Source organism: Demequina aestuarii (genome assembly GCF_000975095.1).
Lineage (GTDB): Bacteria > Actinomycetota > Actinomycetes > Actinomycetales > Demequinaceae > Demequina > Demequina aestuarii.
In genome coordinates, this window is the sequence record NZ_BBRD01000001.1 from 1,240,009 (window position 1) to 1,255,795 (window position 15,787).

Annotated in this window: 17 protein-coding genes; all 17 read left to right on the forward strand. The window is 69.4% G+C overall.

Annotation, left to right across the window (positions count from 1 at the left end; all coding sequences use genetic code 11):
* Window positions 1-95 precede the first annotated feature (95 nt).
* A complete protein-coding gene (gene aroC / locus AOP72_RS05855; RefSeq protein ID WP_062133650.1) occupies window positions 96-1,280 on the forward strand; it encodes a chorismate synthase in 1,185 nt (394 codons plus the stop codon).
* Complete coding sequence (locus AOP72_RS05860) at window positions 1,280-1,804, forward strand: shikimate kinase (protein ID WP_062133652.1); 525 nt, start codon at window positions 1,280-1,282, stop codon at window positions 1,802-1,804. Before aroC ends, AOP72_RS05860 begins: the two co-directional genes overlap by 1 nt.
* Entirely contained in the window at window positions 1,801-2,889 is a 1,089-nt protein-coding gene (gene aroB, locus AOP72_RS05865) for a 3-dehydroquinate synthase (protein WP_062133656.1), read from the forward strand. Before AOP72_RS05860 ends, aroB begins: the two co-directional genes overlap by 4 nt.
* Window positions 2,890-2,990: 101 nt before the next feature.
* On the forward strand, window positions 2,991-3,440 hold the full coding sequence (locus tag AOP72_RS05870) for a type II 3-dehydroquinate dehydratase (protein WP_062133659.1): 450 nt from the start codon (window positions 2,991-2,993) through the stop codon (window positions 3,438-3,440).
* A gap of 83 nt (window positions 3,441-3,523) precedes the next feature.
* On the forward strand, window positions 3,524-4,087 hold the full coding sequence (efp, locus tag AOP72_RS05875) for an elongation factor P (RefSeq protein WP_062133661.1): 564 nt from the start codon (window positions 3,524-3,526) through the stop codon (window positions 4,085-4,087).
* Window positions 4,087-4,620, forward strand: coding sequence for a transcription antitermination factor NusB (nusB, locus tag AOP72_RS05880; protein ID WP_084631356.1), 534 nt, complete (start codon window positions 4,087-4,089; stop codon window positions 4,618-4,620). Before efp ends, nusB begins: the two co-directional genes overlap by 1 nt.
* Complete coding sequence (locus tag AOP72_RS05885) at window positions 4,617-4,991, forward strand: YrhK family protein (protein ID WP_062133665.1); 375 nt, start codon at window positions 4,617-4,619, stop codon at window positions 4,989-4,991. The genes nusB and AOP72_RS05885 overlap by 4 nt, the downstream gene beginning before the upstream one ends.
* 90 nt (window positions 4,992-5,081) lie before the next feature.
* Window positions 5,082-5,648 carry a bifunctional pyr operon transcriptional regulator/uracil phosphoribosyltransferase PyrR gene (pyrR, locus tag AOP72_RS05890; RefSeq protein ID WP_062133668.1) on the forward strand — a complete coding sequence of 189 codons (567 nt, stop codon included), beginning with the start codon at window positions 5,082-5,084 and terminating at the stop codon, window positions 5,646-5,648.
* The gene (locus AOP72_RS05895) at window positions 5,645-6,607 is read left to right on the forward strand and encodes an aspartate carbamoyltransferase catalytic subunit (protein WP_062133672.1); all 963 of its coding nucleotides are present in this window, start codon (window positions 5,645-5,647) and stop codon (window positions 6,605-6,607) included. Before pyrR ends, AOP72_RS05895 begins: the two co-directional genes overlap by 4 nt.
* Window positions 6,608-6,630: 23 nt before the next feature.
* Entirely contained in the window at window positions 6,631-7,932 is a 1,302-nt protein-coding gene (locus AOP72_RS05900) for a dihydroorotase (RefSeq protein ID WP_062136918.1), read from the forward strand.
* A complete protein-coding gene (gene carA / locus AOP72_RS05905) occupies window positions 7,929-9,056 on the forward strand; it encodes a glutamine-hydrolyzing carbamoyl-phosphate synthase small subunit (RefSeq protein ID WP_062133675.1) in 1,128 nt (375 codons plus the stop codon). The genes AOP72_RS05900 and carA overlap by 4 nt, the downstream gene beginning before the upstream one ends.
* Before the next feature lie 2 nt (window positions 9,057-9,058).
* Window positions 9,059-12,388: a carbamoyl-phosphate synthase large subunit gene (carB, locus tag AOP72_RS05910; RefSeq protein WP_062133678.1), complete on the forward strand. Its 3,330-nt coding sequence runs from the start codon at window positions 9,059-9,061 to the stop codon at window positions 12,386-12,388.
* A gap of 47 nt (window positions 12,389-12,435) precedes the next feature.
* A complete protein-coding gene (gene pyrF, locus AOP72_RS05915; protein ID WP_062133681.1) occupies window positions 12,436-13,278 on the forward strand; it encodes an orotidine-5'-phosphate decarboxylase in 843 nt (280 codons plus the stop codon).
* A 27-nt stretch (window positions 13,279-13,305) separates the two neighbouring features.
* Complete coding sequence (gene mihF / locus AOP72_RS05920; protein WP_062133683.1) at window positions 13,306-13,620, forward strand: integration host factor, actinobacterial type; 315 nt, start codon at window positions 13,306-13,308, stop codon at window positions 13,618-13,620.
* Entirely contained in the window at window positions 13,617-14,171 is a 555-nt protein-coding gene (gene gmk, locus AOP72_RS05925; RefSeq protein WP_062133686.1) for a guanylate kinase, read from the forward strand. The genes mihF and gmk overlap by 4 nt, the downstream gene beginning before the upstream one ends.
* 68 nt (window positions 14,172-14,239) lie before the next feature.
* A complete protein-coding gene (gene rpoZ / locus AOP72_RS05930; RefSeq protein WP_062133689.1) occupies window positions 14,240-14,509 on the forward strand; it encodes a DNA-directed RNA polymerase subunit omega in 270 nt (89 codons plus the stop codon).
* Between the two features lie 26 nt (window positions 14,510-14,535).
* Window positions 14,536-15,765, forward strand: coding sequence for a bifunctional phosphopantothenoylcysteine decarboxylase/phosphopantothenate--cysteine ligase CoaBC (gene coaBC, locus AOP72_RS05935; protein WP_062133692.1), 1,230 nt, complete (start codon window positions 14,536-14,538; stop codon window positions 15,763-15,765).
* Window positions 15,766-15,787 lie beyond the last annotated feature (22 nt).

Here is a 15,787-nt window from a genome sequence, read left to right on the forward strand (position 1 = left end):
GACGGGGGCCGGGCATTGCGCCCGGCCCCCGTCGTGCGTTCGGGCTGGAGCGTCAGGTGAGAGCCGGGCACGTCACCTCTGGCACAATGACAGCCATGCTCAGATGGCTCACGGCAGGCGAATCACACGGTCCGGCCCTGGTGGGCACCCTCGAGGGATTGCCCGCGGGCGTCGAGTTCACCAGCACCGACATTCAGGAGGCGTTGGCACGCCGTCGGCTCGGCTATGGCCGCGGCGCCAGGATGTCCTTCGAGAAGGACCAGGTGACGCTGCTCGGCGGGGTGCGTCACGGCATCTCGCAGGGTGGCCCCGTCGCGATCCAGGTGGGCAACACGGAGTGGCCCAAATGGGAGACCGTGATGAGCGCGGACCCTGTCGACGCGAGCGAGCTCACCGGTGCACGGGCCGCGGCTCTCACACGGCCCCGACCCGGGCACGCGGACCTGGTGGGCATGACCAAGTACGACTTCGACGATGCGCGTCCCGTCCTCGAGCGGGCATCGGCCCGCGAGACGGCCGCCCGCGTCGCGCTGGGTCTGGTCGCAGAGAAGTTCCTGGAGCAGGCCGCCGGCATTCGCCTCGTGTCGCACACCACCCAGGTGGGCCCCGTCAGCGTGCCCGAGGACGCACCGCTCCCACCCGCGGACGCGACTCAGCAGCTCGACGAGGACCCCATCCGGTGCTTCCACGCGGAGACCTCCGAGCGCATGGTTGCGGAGATCGACCAGTGCCAGAAGGACGGCGACACCCTGGGTGGAGTGGTCGAGGTTGTCGCCTATGGCGTTCCTGTGGGGCTCGGCAGCCACGTCCACTGGGACCGCCGTCTGGATTCGCGGCTCGCGGGCGCCCTGATGGGCATCCAGGCAATCAAGGGCGTCGAGGTCGGCGACGGCTTCCGCACGGCCGCCCGCCGCGGTTCCCAGGCGCACGATGAGATTGAGTACCGCGACGGCGGCGTCACCCGCCGTACCAATCGCGCCGGCGGGCTCGAGGGTGGCATGACCAATGGTGAGCCGTTGCGCGTCAGTGCGGCGATGAAGCCCATCAGCACCGTGCCCCGCGCTCTCGACACCATCGACACCGAGTCAGGCGAGGCTGCGAAGGCCATCCACCAGCGCAGCGACGTCTGCGCCGTGGCCCCGGCCGCCGTGGTCGCCCAGGCGATGGTCGCCCTCACCCTCGCCGACGCTCTGCTCGAGAAGTTCGGTGGGGATTCCGTGGGCGAGGTCCGCCGCAACATCGAGGGCTACCAGGCTGCCATCCCTGAGCACCTGCGCTGATGGCTGTCCCGCGCATCGTCCTCATGGGGCCGCCCGGCTCCGGCAAGTCTTCGGTGGGCAAGCGACTGGCGCGTCTCCTGTCTGTCGCCTGGCGCGACACCGACCTGGACGTCGTTGAGCGCGCGGGCAAGTCCATCCCCGACATCTTCTTCGATGACGGGGAGGCGGCGTTCCGTGCGCTCGAGAAGAGCGCCGTCGCGACTGCTCTCGCCGAGCACGACGGCGTGCTGTCGCTCGGCGGTGGCGCGATTCTGGACCCCGACACCCAGGCGCTGCTGGAGAGCTCGGCTGGAGACGGCGCGCAGGTGGTGTTCCTGGAGGTGTCGCTCGCGAAGGCCGCACCTCGCGTGGGCCTCAACCGGGCGCGGCCGCTGCTCGCGACCAACCCGCGCCAACAGTGGAAGGCCCTCATGGATGAGCGCCGCCCCATCTACGAGCGCCTCGCGACGTCGACCGTGCTCACCGACGACCTCAACCCCGACCAGGTCGCTCACGCGATCGCCGCACTGGAGGACCACCGTTGACCGCAGTCGTCACCGTCGCCACTGCCGCCCCCTACGACGTCACCGTGGGTCGCGGCCTGCTGACCGCCGCGGTCGACTCGCTGCCCGACGGCGCCGTGCGTGTGCTCGTGGTGCATTCGGCTCCGCTGCGTGATCGTGCTGACGAGCTGCGGGCCCTGATCGAGGCGAGCGGCCGCACCCCGGTGCTGGCCGAGGTGCCCGATGCGGAGGAGGGCAAGACGGCCGAGGTCGCCGCCTTCTGCTGGCAGGTGCTGGGGCGCTCCGACTTCACCCGCTCCGATGTGGTGATGGGAATGGGCGGGGGAGCGGTGACCGACCTGGCGGGATTCGTGGCCGCCACCTGGCTGCGCGGCGTCGCCGTGGTGCAGCTCCCCACGACCGTGCTCGCGATGGTGGACGCGGCCGTGGGTGGCAAGACCGGCATCAACACCACCGAGGGCAAAAACCTGGTGGGAAGCTTCCACGAGCCCGCAGTGGTGTGGTGCGACACGGACGTCCTGCACACTCTTCCCTCGCACGACCGCGTGGCAGGACTGGCCGAGGTGGTGAAGGGCGGTTTCATCCGCGACACCGGAATCCTCGACATCGTGGAGTCGGAGACGGCCGCGCTCACCGCACCCGAGCTCGACGAGCACGCGATGACGGTGCTCGAGGAGCTGATCGCTCGCAAGATCCAGGTCAAGGCGGACGTGGTGGCCGCAGACCTCAAGGAGTCCCACCTGCGCGAGATCCTCAACTACGGCCACACGTTCGGCCACGCGATCGAATACACGGAGCGGTATCAGTGGCGGCATGGCGCCGCGGTGTCCGTCGGGATGGTCTTCGCGGCCGAGCTCGCGCGCCTCGCGGGCAGGCTGGATGACGATGCCGTGGATCGCCACCGCGACATCCTCACGGGGCTCGGTCTGCCCGTCACCTATCAGGGCAACCGGTGGGACGCGCTGCTGACCGCCATGCGACGGGACAAGAAGACGCGCGGCGACATGCTGCGGTTCGTGGTGCTGCAGGGCATCGGCAACCCCGTGCGACTCGAAGGCCCGGACCCGGCACTGCTCGCCGGCGCCTACGACGCCATCGCCCGGTGACCTGAGCGGGCGCTGAGCCCACCGAGCCACCAGGCGCACAGGCGTGCGCGAGCCCGGCGCGCGCATCGGCCGCACGCGGAGCGCCTCGCTACGCTGTCACCATGACGACCGTCCTCATCGCCAACGGCCCCAACCTTTCCCGTCTCGGCACGCGCGAGCCGGAGAAGTACGGCACGACCACGCACGATGAGCTGGCCGCACTGTGCATGCAGTGGGGGAGCGACCTGGGCCTCGAGACCGTCGTGCGCCAGAGCGACGACGAGGCCACCATGGTGGGCTGGATGCACGAGGCCGTCGACGCGGGGTGGTCCGTGGTGCTCAACCCCGCCGCCTTCACCCACTACTCCTACGCGCTGCGCGATGCCTGTGCGCTTGTCTCCTCTGCCGGACTGGTGCTGGTCGAGGTGCACCTCACCAACCCGCACGCCCGCGAGGAGTTCCGGCAGACCTCGGTCATCTCTGGGGTGGCGAGCGGAACCATCGCCGGCTTCGGCACGGACTCCTACCGCCTGGGCCTCGAGGCCGTGGCGGCACGGGTCCACGAGGGATGACTGGGCTAGAATCGACGACGGCCTCCGCGCTCGGCGCGGATTGACGACACACCGACGACGCACCCAAGCGAAGGACTAGACCCGTGGCGACCTCGAACGACATCAAGAACGGTTCCGTGCTCAACCTCGATGGCAACCTCTGGACCATCATCGACTTCCAGCACGTGAAGCCCGGCAAGGGCGGCGCGTTCGTGCGCACCAAGATGAAGAACGTCATGACGGGCAAGACCGTCGACAAGACGTTCAACGCCGGCACCAAGGTCGAGTTCGAGACCGTCGACCGGCGCGACATGCAGTACCTCTACAGCGACGGCACCGGCTTCGTGTTCATGGACCCCGACACGTTCGACCAGGTGACGGTCAGCGAAGCGGTCATGGGCGACGCCACCGACTATCTGCTCGAGAGCGAGAAGGCGACCATCGGCTCGCACAACGGCAACCCGATCTTCCTCGAGCTGCCCGCATCGGTGGTCCTCGAGGTGACCTACACCGAGCCCGGCCTCCAGGGCGACCGCTCGTCGGGCGGCACCAAGCCCGCCACGCTCGAGACCGGCAAGGAGATCCAGGTGCCCCTCTTCCTCGAGCAGGGCACCAAGGTGAAGGTCAACACCAGCTCGGGCGATTACCTCGGCCGCGTGAACGACTAGTGTCAGCCCGCACCAAGGCCCGCAAGCGCGCTCTCGACGTCCTCTTCGAGGCCGAGCAGCGCGGCATGAACGTGGGTGACGCCCTCACGGCCCGGCTCATGGAGTCCGGCCGCGAGACGCCGCTGCCGGACTACTCCGCGGAGATCGTCCGGGGAGTGGTGTCGCGGTGGCGCGAGCTCGAGTCGATCATCTCCGACGCCAGCCCCGACTGGCCCATGAAGCGCATGCCATCGGTGGACCGCAACCTGCTGCGCATCGCCGCGTGGGAGATCCTCAGCAACGACGACGTGTCGGTCGCCGTGGCGATCGACGAGGCCGTCGAGCTGGCGCGCGACCTCAGCACCGACGACTCTCCCCGGTTCATCAACGGCGTGCTGGGCCGGATCGCGCGCGAGGCGCCCGCGATCGGCGCCGTGTCCGTGGAGACGCCCACTGCCGTGGAGGCGACTGCGTCCGCCGAGACAACAGCGCCGGCGGAATCTATCGTGGACAACAGTGCGCACGAGCCTGGGGAGGGAGACGACCGCACGTGAGCGACGAGCGCAGCGGATCCGACCACCTCGAATCGGACTCCAGCGCACCGGCGCCAGGTCCGTCTCAGCACAGCGCCTTCACGGAACCCGAAGGCAACCTCAGCTTCCGCATCGGGAGCATGCAGATCGACGTCGACAACCGGTGGGAGGCGGCGTCGATCCTCAACGACATCATGACGGGCCTGTGGTTCCTGGCCGGCTCGACGCTGAATGTGCTCGACGTCGGCGGTGACTGGTCTCTCTACCTCTACCTGGCGGGGTCCGTTCAGCTTCTCGCGCGCGCCTTCTTCCGGCTCGAGCGGAGGATCCACGCCGGCGGCGGGCACCAGCGGTCCCGGCCGCGCATGTACCGGCCCGACATCGACGCCTGACCCTCGGCGCGCTCCGCGCTGGGGTAGGCTGACCACCACTGCAACCATCCTTTAATGACCGTCCAGTGAGGCGGGGAAGGGGGTCGCCAGATGACTGGCACCGTTCTTGGAGCGCCCGACATTGCACGGGCCCTCACACGCATCGCCCACGAGATCCTCGAACGCAACGAGGGCCACGACTCGCTCGTGCTGCTGGGCATCCCCACTCGCGGAGTGCCGCTCGCGCACAGGCTCGCCGCCCGCATCGGCGATGTGGAGCCCGGCTTCGACGCCTCCGCCCGCGCCGGCGCCCTCGACATCACGATGTATCGGGACGATCTCCACCGGCAGCCCACGCGGGCGATCGGCGAGACCACGCTGCCCACGATGGGACTCGACGACCGCACCGTGGTGCTGGTCGACGACGTCTTCCACACCGGCCGCACCATTCGCGCCGCGCTCGACGCGATCAAGGATCTTGGCCGGCCGCGCGCGGTGCAGCTGGCGGTGCTCGTGGACCGCGGCCACCGCGAACTGCCCATCCGCGCGGACTTCGTGGGCAAGAACCTGCCCACGGCCAAGTCGGAGCGGGTGGATGTGCACCTCACCGAGGTGGACGGCAACGACGAGGTGCTCATCTCCGGGGCGCGGAGCGCGACGGACGGGGAGCGCGCATGAGGCACCTGCTCGACACCGACACCCTGACCCGCGACGAGGCGATCCGGATCCTCGACGCATCCGCGCAGATGGCCGCCACGCAGGAGCGCGAGATGCGCAAGCTCCCCACGCTGCGCGGCAAGACGGTGGTCAACCTGTTCTTCGAGGACTCGACGCGCACGCGCATCAGCTTCGAGGCCGCGGCGAAGCGCCTGAGCGCGGACGTCATCAACTTCTCGGCGAAGGGCTCGAGCCTGTCCAAGGGCGAGTCGCTGAAGGACACGGCGCTGACGCTCCAGGCGATGGGGGCCGATGCGGTGGTGATCCGGCACTGGGCGTCCGGCGCGGCCTCCCGTCTGGCGGGGTCCGGCTGGATGCACGGTCACGTCATCAATGCCGGCGACGGCACGCACCAGCACCCCACCCAGGCGCTGCTCGACGCCTTCACGATGCGCCGTCACCTGGTCGACGATTCGGCAGGCAAGGCGCTCGACGGCGTCACGGTCGCGATCGTGGGGGACATCCTCCACTCCCGGGTCGCGGGCTCGAACATCCCGCTCCTCCGGACGCTGGGGGCGAAGGTGGTGGTGGTCGCGCCGCCCACGCTGCTGCCGTATGGCATGACGGATCGGGACGACCTCGACGTCCACTACACGCTCGACGACGCTATCGAGGCCCACGACATCGACGCGGTCATGATGCTCCGTGTCCAGCGTGAGAGGATGACCGGCGGAGGATCGGGATTCTTCCCGAGCCCCGAGGAGTACACCCGGCTGTTCGGTCTCGACGGCGACCGCCTGCGGCGCATGCCTGATCACGCGATCGTGCTGCATCCAGGGCCGATGAACCGGGGGTTGGAGATCTCTGCGGAGGCCGCGGACTCACCTCGCTCCGTCATCGTCGAACAGGTCAGCAACGGCGTCGCCGTGCGCATGGCCGCCCTGTACCTGCTGCTTGCCGGAGAGGAGGCGCCCCAGTGACGTCCACGACTGCACGCGCCCACCTGATCGAGAACGTGTCGCTGTACGGCGACACCACGGCCGACCTCGTCCTCGCGGGCGGCGTCATCGCGTCCCTGAGCGCGGCCGATGCGCCCGCCGGGGCGGTGCGCATCGACGGCTCGGGCCTGGTGGCCCTTCCTGGTCTGGTCGACCTTCACACACACCTGCGCGAGCCGGGCCGCGAGGATGCGGAGACCATCGCCACCGGCTCGCGCTCGGCGGCCAACGGCGGGTTCGTCGCGGTGCACGCGATGGCGAACACCACGCCGACGGCGGACACCGCCGGAGTGGTCGAGCAGGTGTGGAGCCGCGGCCGCGAGGTAGGACTGGTGGACGTCTTCCCCGTGGGAGCCGTCACCGTGGGCCTCGCAGGCACGCAGCTGTCCGAGATGGCTGCGATGGCCAACTCCCGCGCGCAGGTGCGGGTGTTCTCCGACGACGGCAAGTGCGTGCACGACCCGCTGCTGATGCGCCGCGCGCTCGAGTACGTGAAGACATTCGGGGGAGTGGTGGCGCAGCACGCGCAGGATCCGCGCCTCACCGAAGGTGCCCAGATGAACGAGGGCCTCGTGTCCGCCGAGCTCGGCCTCGCCGGATGGCCATCCGTCGCGGAGGAGTCGATCATCGCTCGCGACGTGCTGCTGGCGGGCCACGTGGGCTCGCGCGTGCACATCTGTCACCTGTCGACCGCCGGCTCCGTCGAGATCATCCGATGGGCCAAGGCGCGCGGCATCGACGTCACCGCCGAGGTGATGCCGCACCACCTGCTGCTCACCGACGAATCGGCCAGGGGGTACGACCCGCGCTTCAAGGTCAACCCGCCCCTGCGCACGCAGGCGGACGTGGACGCGCTGCGGGCCGGGCTCGCCGACGGCACCATCGACATCGTCGCGACCGACCACGCCCCGCACCCTGACGAGGACAAGGACTGCGAGTGGGGCGCGGCCGCCATGGGCATGATCGGCCTCGAGACCGCGCTGGGCATCGTCCAGAAGGCCATGGTCGACACCGGAGCCCTCACGTGGCGCGACGTCGCTCGTGTGCTGAGCGAGACCCCCGCGCGCATCGGCCGCGATGCGGGCCACGGACGCCCTCTCGCCGCGGGCGAGCCGGCGAACGTGACCCTCGTCGACCCCGCAGCGGCCTGGACCGTCGACCCGGCCGGGACGGCGAGCCGGTCCAACAACTCCCCGTTCGGCGGCATCACGCTGCCGGGGCGCGCCGTCGCCACGTTCTTGCGCGGCACACCCACGCACCTCGACGCCCGCCTCACCGAGACCAGTACCGAAGGAGCCCCCGCGTGACCCGCACCCCTGCGATCCTCGTGCTCGAGGATGGCCGCACGTTCGAGGGCGCCGCGTATGGCGCGCTCGGTCAGACCCTGGGCGAGATCGTCTTCAACACCGGCATGACCGGCTACCAGGAGACGCTGACCGACCCCAGCTACCACCGTCAGATCGTGGTCATGACGGCGCCGCACATCGGCAACACCGGCGTGAACGACGAGGACAACGAGTCCCGGCAGATCTGGGTGGCCGGATACGTGGTGCGCGATCCCTCCCGCCGGGCGTCGAACTGGCGCGCGCAGCGGACGCTGGACGACGACCTGGTCGCCCAGGGAATCGTCGGCATCTCCGGCATCGACACGCGCCAGCTCACGCGGATCCTGCGCGAGGGCGTGATGCGCGCGGGGATCTTCTCCGGTGATGCGATGGCCCCCGTCCAGGAACTCGTCGAGCGCGTGCGCTCAGGCGAGCAGATGACCGGTGCCCACCTCGCGGACGAGGTCACCATCCCCGACGAGTATGTGGTCGAGCCGCCCCAGGGCGTGGAGACCGTCGCCCACGTGGTCGCGGTGGACCTGGGGATCAAGGCCATGACCCCCGAGATGATGGCGCAGCGCGGCATCCGCGTCACCGTGGTGCCGTCCACGTGGACCGCGGATCAGGTGCTCGCCAAGGCCCCTGATGGCGTGTTCTTCTCCAACGGCCCTGGCGACCCGGCCGCGGCCGAGCGCGCCGTCGACGTGCTCCGCGCCGTGCTCGATGCCAAGGTGCCGTTCTTCGGCATCTGCTTCGGCAACCAGATCCTGGGCCGCGCGCTCGGCTACGGCACCTACAAGCTGCCGTTCGGCCACCGCGGCATCAACCTGCCCGTCATGGACCGCACCACCGGCAAGGTGGAGATCACCGCGCACAATCACGGCTTCGCCGTGGATGCGCCGCTCGACGGCGACTCCGTGTCGCCCGCCGGCTATGGCCGAGTCAAGGTGAGCCATGTGTGTCTGAACGACGACGTTGTCGAGGGTCTCGAGTGCCTGGACCTCCCCGCCTTCTCGGTGCAGTATCACCCCGAGGCAGCGGCCGGTCCGCACGACGCCGCCTACCTGTTCGACCGTTTCATCTCCGTCATGAAGGGAGCGCGCTAGCGATGCCCAAGCGCGACGACATCAGCTCCGTGCTGGTCATCGGCTCCGGACCGATCGTCATCGGCCAGGCCTGCGAGTTCGACTACTCCGGCACCCAGGCGTGCCGCGTCCTGAAGGCCGAGGGCGTGCGGGTGGTGCTGCTCAACTCCAACCCGGCCACCATCATGACCGACCCGGAGTTCGCGGACGCGACCTACGTGGAGCCCATCACCACCGAGGTGATCGAGGCGATCATCGAGAAGGAGCGTCCCGACGCGCTGCTTCCCACGCTGGGCGGCCAGACCGCGCTGAACGCGGCGATCGACGCCGCCGCCGCGGGAGTGCTGGACAAGTACGGCGTCGAGCTCATCGGAGCGAACCTCGAGGCGATCAACCTGGGGGAGAACCGCGAGCTGTTCAAGGGCGTGGTCGAACGCTGTGGCGCGGAGTCCGCGCGCTCGAAGATCTGTCACACCATGGACGAGTGCCTGGCGGCCGCCGAGGACCTGAAGTACCCGGTGGTGGTGCGCCCGTCGTTCACCATGGGGGGCCTCGGCTCCGGCTTCGCGTACGACGAGGAGGACCTGCGCCGCATCGCCGGCGCCGGCCTGCACTATTCGCCCACCACCGAGGTGCTCCTGGAGGAGTCCATCCTGGGGTGGAAGGAGTTCGAACTCGAGCTGATGCGCGACAAGCACGACAACGTCGTGGTGGTCTGCTCGATCGAGAACGTCGACCCCGTCGGCGTGCACACCGGCGACTCGATCACGGTGGCGCCCGCCCTGACCCTCACCGACCGTGAGTATCAGCGCATGCGCGACGTCGGCATTGCGATCATTCGCGAGGTGGGCGTCGACACCGGCGGCTGCAACGTGCAGTTCGCGGTCGAGCCCGAGACCGGTCGGCTCATCGTCATCGAGATGAACCCGCGCGTCTCGCGGTCCTCCGCCCTCGCCTCGAAGGCGACGGGGTTCCCGATCGCCAAGATCGCGGCCAAGCTCGCCCTCGGGTACACGCTGGACGAGATTCCCAACGACATCACCGGCTCCACGCCCGCGAGCTTCGAGCCCACCCTCGACTACATCGTGGTCAAGGTGCCCCGTTTCGCGTTCGAGAAGTTCCCGGCGGCCGACCCGGTGCTCACCACCACCATGAAGTCCGTGGGCGAGGCCATGAGCATCGGCCGCAGCTTCACCGAGGCGCTGGGCAAGGCCCTGCGCTCGATCGACAAGCAGAGCATGAACTTCCACTGGAACGGCGATGTCCCCGCGGGGGAGGAGGTGGACGCGCTGCTCGAGGCCGTCCGTGTGCCCACGGAGAAGCGTTTCATCCAGGTCCAGCAGCTGCTGCGCGCGGTCCGCGCGGGTCGCTGCGACCTCGAGCAGGTCTACCAGGCCTGCCGCATCGACCGGTGGTTCCTGGACCAGATGCTGCTGATGAACGAGGTGGCTCACGAGGTGGCCCACGCCCCATCGCTCACTGCCGAGGTGCTGCGCGACGCCAAGCGTCACGGGCTGGCGGACACCCAGATCGCGTTGCTGCGCGGCTTGACCGTCGAGGACGTCTTCACCGCGCGCGCCGATCTGGGCATCCAGCCCGTCTTCAAGACGGTTGACACGTGCGCCGCCGAGTTCGAGGCCAGCACGCCGTACCACTACAGCTCCTACGACTCGGAGAACGAGGTGTCCCCGCGCGAGCGCGAGGCCGTCCTCATCCTGGGCTCCGGCCCCAACCGCATCGGCCAGGGCATCGAGTTCGACTACTCGTGCGTGCACGCGGCGCTCAGTCTCAAGGAGCAGTACGAGACCGTCATGGTCAACTGCAACCCGGAGACGGTCTCCACCGACTACGACACCGCGAACCGCTTGTACTTCGAGCCGCTCACGTTCGAAGACGTGATGGCCGTCTACGAGGCGGAGAAGGCGGCGGGGCCCGTCAAGGGCATGATCGTCCAGCTCGGCGGGCAGACCCCGCTCAGCCTGGCGCAGCGCCTGGCCGATGCGGGGGTGCCCATTCTTGGCACGTCCCCTGAGGCGATCGACAACGCCGAGGACCGCAGGGCCTTTGGGCGTGTGCTCGACGCCGCCGATCTGCCTGCTCCGGCGTATGGCACCGCTCACGGAATCGGCGAGGCCATCGAGATCGCCGAGCGCATCGGCTATCCGGTGCTCGCCCGCCCGTCGTATGTGCTGGGCGGCCGCGGCATGGAGATCGTCTTCGATCGCGCACAGCTCGAGGACTACGGCACCCGGATGGCGGACGTGGGCGACCACGCGTCCGATGCTCCCTTGCTCATCGACAAGTTCCTGGACGACGCGATCGAGATCGACGTCGACGCGTTGTACGACGGCGAGGAGCTGTACCTCGGCGGCGTGATGGAGCACATCGAAGAGGCCGGCATCCACTCGGGAGACTCCGCGTGCGTGCTCCCCCCCGTGACGCTGTCGCTCGACGAGCTCGACCGCATTCGGCGTTCGACCGAGGCGCTGGCGCGGGGGATCGGCGTGCACGGCCTCATGAACGTGCAGTACGCGCTCGTCTCGAACGTGCTCTACGTGCTCGAGGCGAATCCGCGCGCCAGCCGCACCGTGCCCTTCGTGGCGAAGGCGACCGGGGTGCCCCTCGCCTCGGCCGCATCGCTGATCATGACCGGCGCGACCATCGCCCAGCTGAAGGCGGACGGGGTGCTCCCGCAGCAGGATGCGGCGCACATCGACATGTCGCAGCGCATCGCGGTCAAGGAGGCGGTGCTGCCGTTCAAGCGGTTCCGCACTCACGACGGCCTGATCGTCGACTCGGTGCTGGGCCCTGAGATGCGCTCGACCGGCGAGGTGATGGGCTTCGATGCGACGTTCCCGCTCGCGTTCGCCAAGTCGCAGGCCGCGGCATTCGGCGGCCTGCCCATCGAGGGCAAGGCGTTCGTGTCGGTGGCGGACCGTGACAAGCGCTCGATCGTCTTCCCGGTGGCGCGCCTGCACCAGCTGGGATTCGAAATCCTCGCGACCGCCGGCACCGCGCAGGTGCTGGGGCGTCACGGCATCCCCACCACCGTGGTGCGCAAGTACTCGCAGGGCCGCGGTCCCGAGGGCGAGCCCACCATTGTGGACCTCGTCAACGAGGGACAGGTGCCGCTCGTCATCAACACGCCGTCCGGTCAGGGCGCACGTGCCGATGGATACGAGATCCGCGCTGCCGCCACGGCGGCCGATGCGGCGATCGTCACCACCACGCAGCAGCTCGCGGCGGCGGTGCTCGCGATCGAAGCGTTACGTCTGGGGCCGTTCGACGTGTTGAGCCTCCAGGACGCCGCTGGCGACCGGGCGAGAAACGTCATCGCAGGTAGCATGGCCTAGAAGTGCAAATGAACTCCGAGGTGCCACGGTTGCGGAAGGAGCACCCTATGCGGTTCGGCCCCAGGCTCGCAGAGGCGATGGATCGCTTGGGTCCTCTGTGCGTCGGCATCGACCCGCATGTCCAGCTGTTGCGCGACTGGGGGCTGGACGACACTCCTGAGGGCCTCGCGGCGTTCGGCGAGACTGTCGTCATGGCCTCGATCGACGCTGCGGCGGCGGTCAAGCCCAACATCGCGTTCTTCGAGCGTCACGGCGCCCGCGGCATCGCGGCGCTCGAGTACGTGTTGGGCAAGGCGCGCGAACACGACCTGATCACCATCATGGACGCCAAGCGCGGCGACATCGGCTCCACGATGGCGGGGTATGCCGATGCGTTCCTGCGTCCAGGTGCGCCTCTCGAATGCGACGCGGTGACGCTGTCGCCGTACCTCGGGTTCGGGTCCCTCGAGCCGGCGCTGTCGCTTGCGGCGGAGAACGGCAAGGGGGTGTTCGTGCTCGCGCTCACGTCCAACCCCGAGGGTGCGTCGGTGCAGCACGCGCGTACGGCGGACGGAGAGTCCGTCGCTGGTGCGGTGGTGCGCGAGGCTGCGCAACGGAATGTGGGCGCACAGCCCATGGGGGATGTGGGACTCGTCGTCGGTGCGACGGTGGGTTCGGCGATGTCGGATCTCGGCATCGACCTCGGCGGGCTGAACGGCCCGATACTGGCGCCCGGCATGGGTGCCCAGGGTGCCGGTCCCGCAGCGGTGACCGCAACCTTCGGGAACGCATCCTCGCTGGTACTCGTCAATCAATCGAGAGGGGTCCTGTCCGCAGGGCCCTTTGCAGAAAAGCTGCGCGGCGCCATCCAGGCCGCCGCCGGAGCAGCCCAGTACGCGCTCAGGGCGTGAATTCCCCGGCGCGAGGAAGGAGGGGTCGTGGCGACACCTGAACTGTCAGAAGAGCAGCGTGCGGCGGCCCTCGTGAAGGCGACGGCGGTGCGCAGTGCACGCCGAGTCTTCAAGGAGGAACTGGCCCGCGGTGAGATGACGTTGCACGAGGCGATCACTCGCGCCAAGACCGACGAGGCGCTCGCCGGGATCAGGGTGCGCGATCTGCTGCAGTGCCTGCCCGGCATCGGGCCCAAGCGCGCCGAGTCGGCCATGGAGGAGATCGGGATCTCACAGGCCCGGCGCATTCGTGGTCTCGGCACGCACCAGATCGACGCCCTCGTCGAACGCGAGCATCGGTGACGCGACTCGTCGTGCTGGCGGGCCCCACTGCCGTCGGCAAGGGCACGCTGGTGCGGGCATTGCGCGAGCGCAATCCCGATATCTGGGTCTCTGTCTCGGCCACCACCCGGCCCGCGCGGCCGGGTGAGGTCGACGGCGAGGACTACCACTTCGTCTCCGAGACCGAGTTCTCGCGCATGATCGAGGGCGGAGACCTGCTGGAGTGGGCCACCGTTCACGGAGTGCACCGGTACGGGACCCCGCGCGCGCCGGTCGAGGACCATCTGACGGCTGACGTGCCGTCGCTGCTCGAGATCGATCTCCAGGGTGCGCGTCAGGTGAGATGCGCGATGCCGGAGGCGCTCTACGTGTTCATCGAGCCGCCCTCGATGGACGAGCTGGTGCGCCGGCTCGTGGGGCGCGGCACCGAGGACGATCTGGAGCGTGAGCGGCGGCTGCTCACCGCCCAGATCGAGATGGCGGCGTCCAAGGAGTTCGACCGGATCATCGTCAATGACGACCTCGAGACCGCCGTCACCCAGCTCGAGACGCTGGTGCTGGGCGCGGGCTGAGCCCCGCGCCGACGCATGCACGGTAGACTTGAACGCGGACTTTCCAGTATCAACACTTTGGAGTAATCGTGGCCGGAACTGTGGCACAGCCCGAGGGCATCACCAACCCCCCGATCGATGAACTGCTCGAGAAGGTGGACTCCAAGTACGCCCTCGTGATCTACAGTTCCAAGCGAGCACGGCAGATCAACGCCTACTACGAGGCGCTGGGCGAGGGCCACTTCGAGAACGTCGGCCCGCTGGTCGAGGCCGATTCGACCGATAAGCCGCTCTCCGTCGCACTGCGCGAGATCAACGCGGGCAGCCTGCTCACGCTCGGCCGCTCAGCCGCCGAGTAGCGGCACCACCGGTAAGCCACACGGCCATGCGCGTCCTCCTGGGCGTGACCGGCGGGATCGCGGCGTACAAGGTCGCGCTCGTGCTGCGTCGCCTCGTGGAGGACGGGCATTCGGTGCGCGTGGCGCCCACCGCCGCCTCCCTCAACTTCGTGGGGCGTGCCACGTGGGAGGCACTCTCGGGGCATCCCGCACCCACGGAGACGTTCGAGGACGTCCCCTCCGTCGCGCACGTGCGGCTGGGTCAGAGCGCCGATGCGGTGCTCGTCGCCCCCGCCACTGCGGACTTCTTGTCGCAGATGGCCTCCGGCGCCGCGCGCGACCTGCTGGGCAACGCTCTGCTCGCGACCGAGGCCCCCATCGTGGTGGCCCCCGCGATGCACACCGAGATGTGGAACGACCCGGCGACACGGGCGAACGTCGCGACTCTGCGCGCGCGCGGGGTGCACGTGATCGAGCCCGCCGTGGGGCGGCTCACCGGGCCCGACTCCGGCCCCGGGCGGCTCCCCGAGCCCGACGCTCTCGTGGCGGCGCTCTATGGCGTGGTGCGCGGCGAGGGCCTGTCGCTGTCCGACGCCTCGTTGCCGTGGGGGGACCTCGCGGGACGCACCGTCGTCGTCACCGCCGGCGGCACCCGCGAACCGATCGACGCGGTCCGCTACCTCGGCAACCGGTCCTCTGGCCTGCAGGGCTTCGCGATCGCGGAGGCGGCGCGCGAGCGCGGCGCTGAGGTGACCGTGGTGGCGGCGAACGTGACGCTCCCGCTGGGCGAGGGGATCTCACGCGTGGACGTGTCGACCGCTGAAGAGCTGTCGCAGGCCGTCGAGTCGCTCGCTCCCGCGGCCGATGCCGTGGTGATGGCGGCAGCGGTCGCGGACTTCCGGCCCGCAGCGGTCGCTGAGAGCAAGCTCAAGAAGGACGGCTCCGGCGGGATGACGCTGGAGCTGGTGGAGACCCCTGACATCTTGGCGGGGCTGGTCGCTTCGCGGCCCGCTGGTCAGGTGGTGGTCGGCTTCGCTGCCGAGACCGGAGACGACGCGGGGTCAGTCCTCCAGCATGGCGCGGCCAAGGCTCGGCGTAAGGGAGCGGACCTGCTGGTGGTGAACGAGGTGGGCGGCGGCCGCGGCTTCGGGACCGTGGACAACACGGTGACGATTCTGGACTCCGCTGGCGCGCGCGTGGGAGAGGCGAGCGGTTCGAAGCTCGCCGTCGCGGGTGCAGTGTTGGATCGCATCGTCGAGCGGCTTCGTACGGAGTAGCCTCTCGCGACGCCCCTGATCG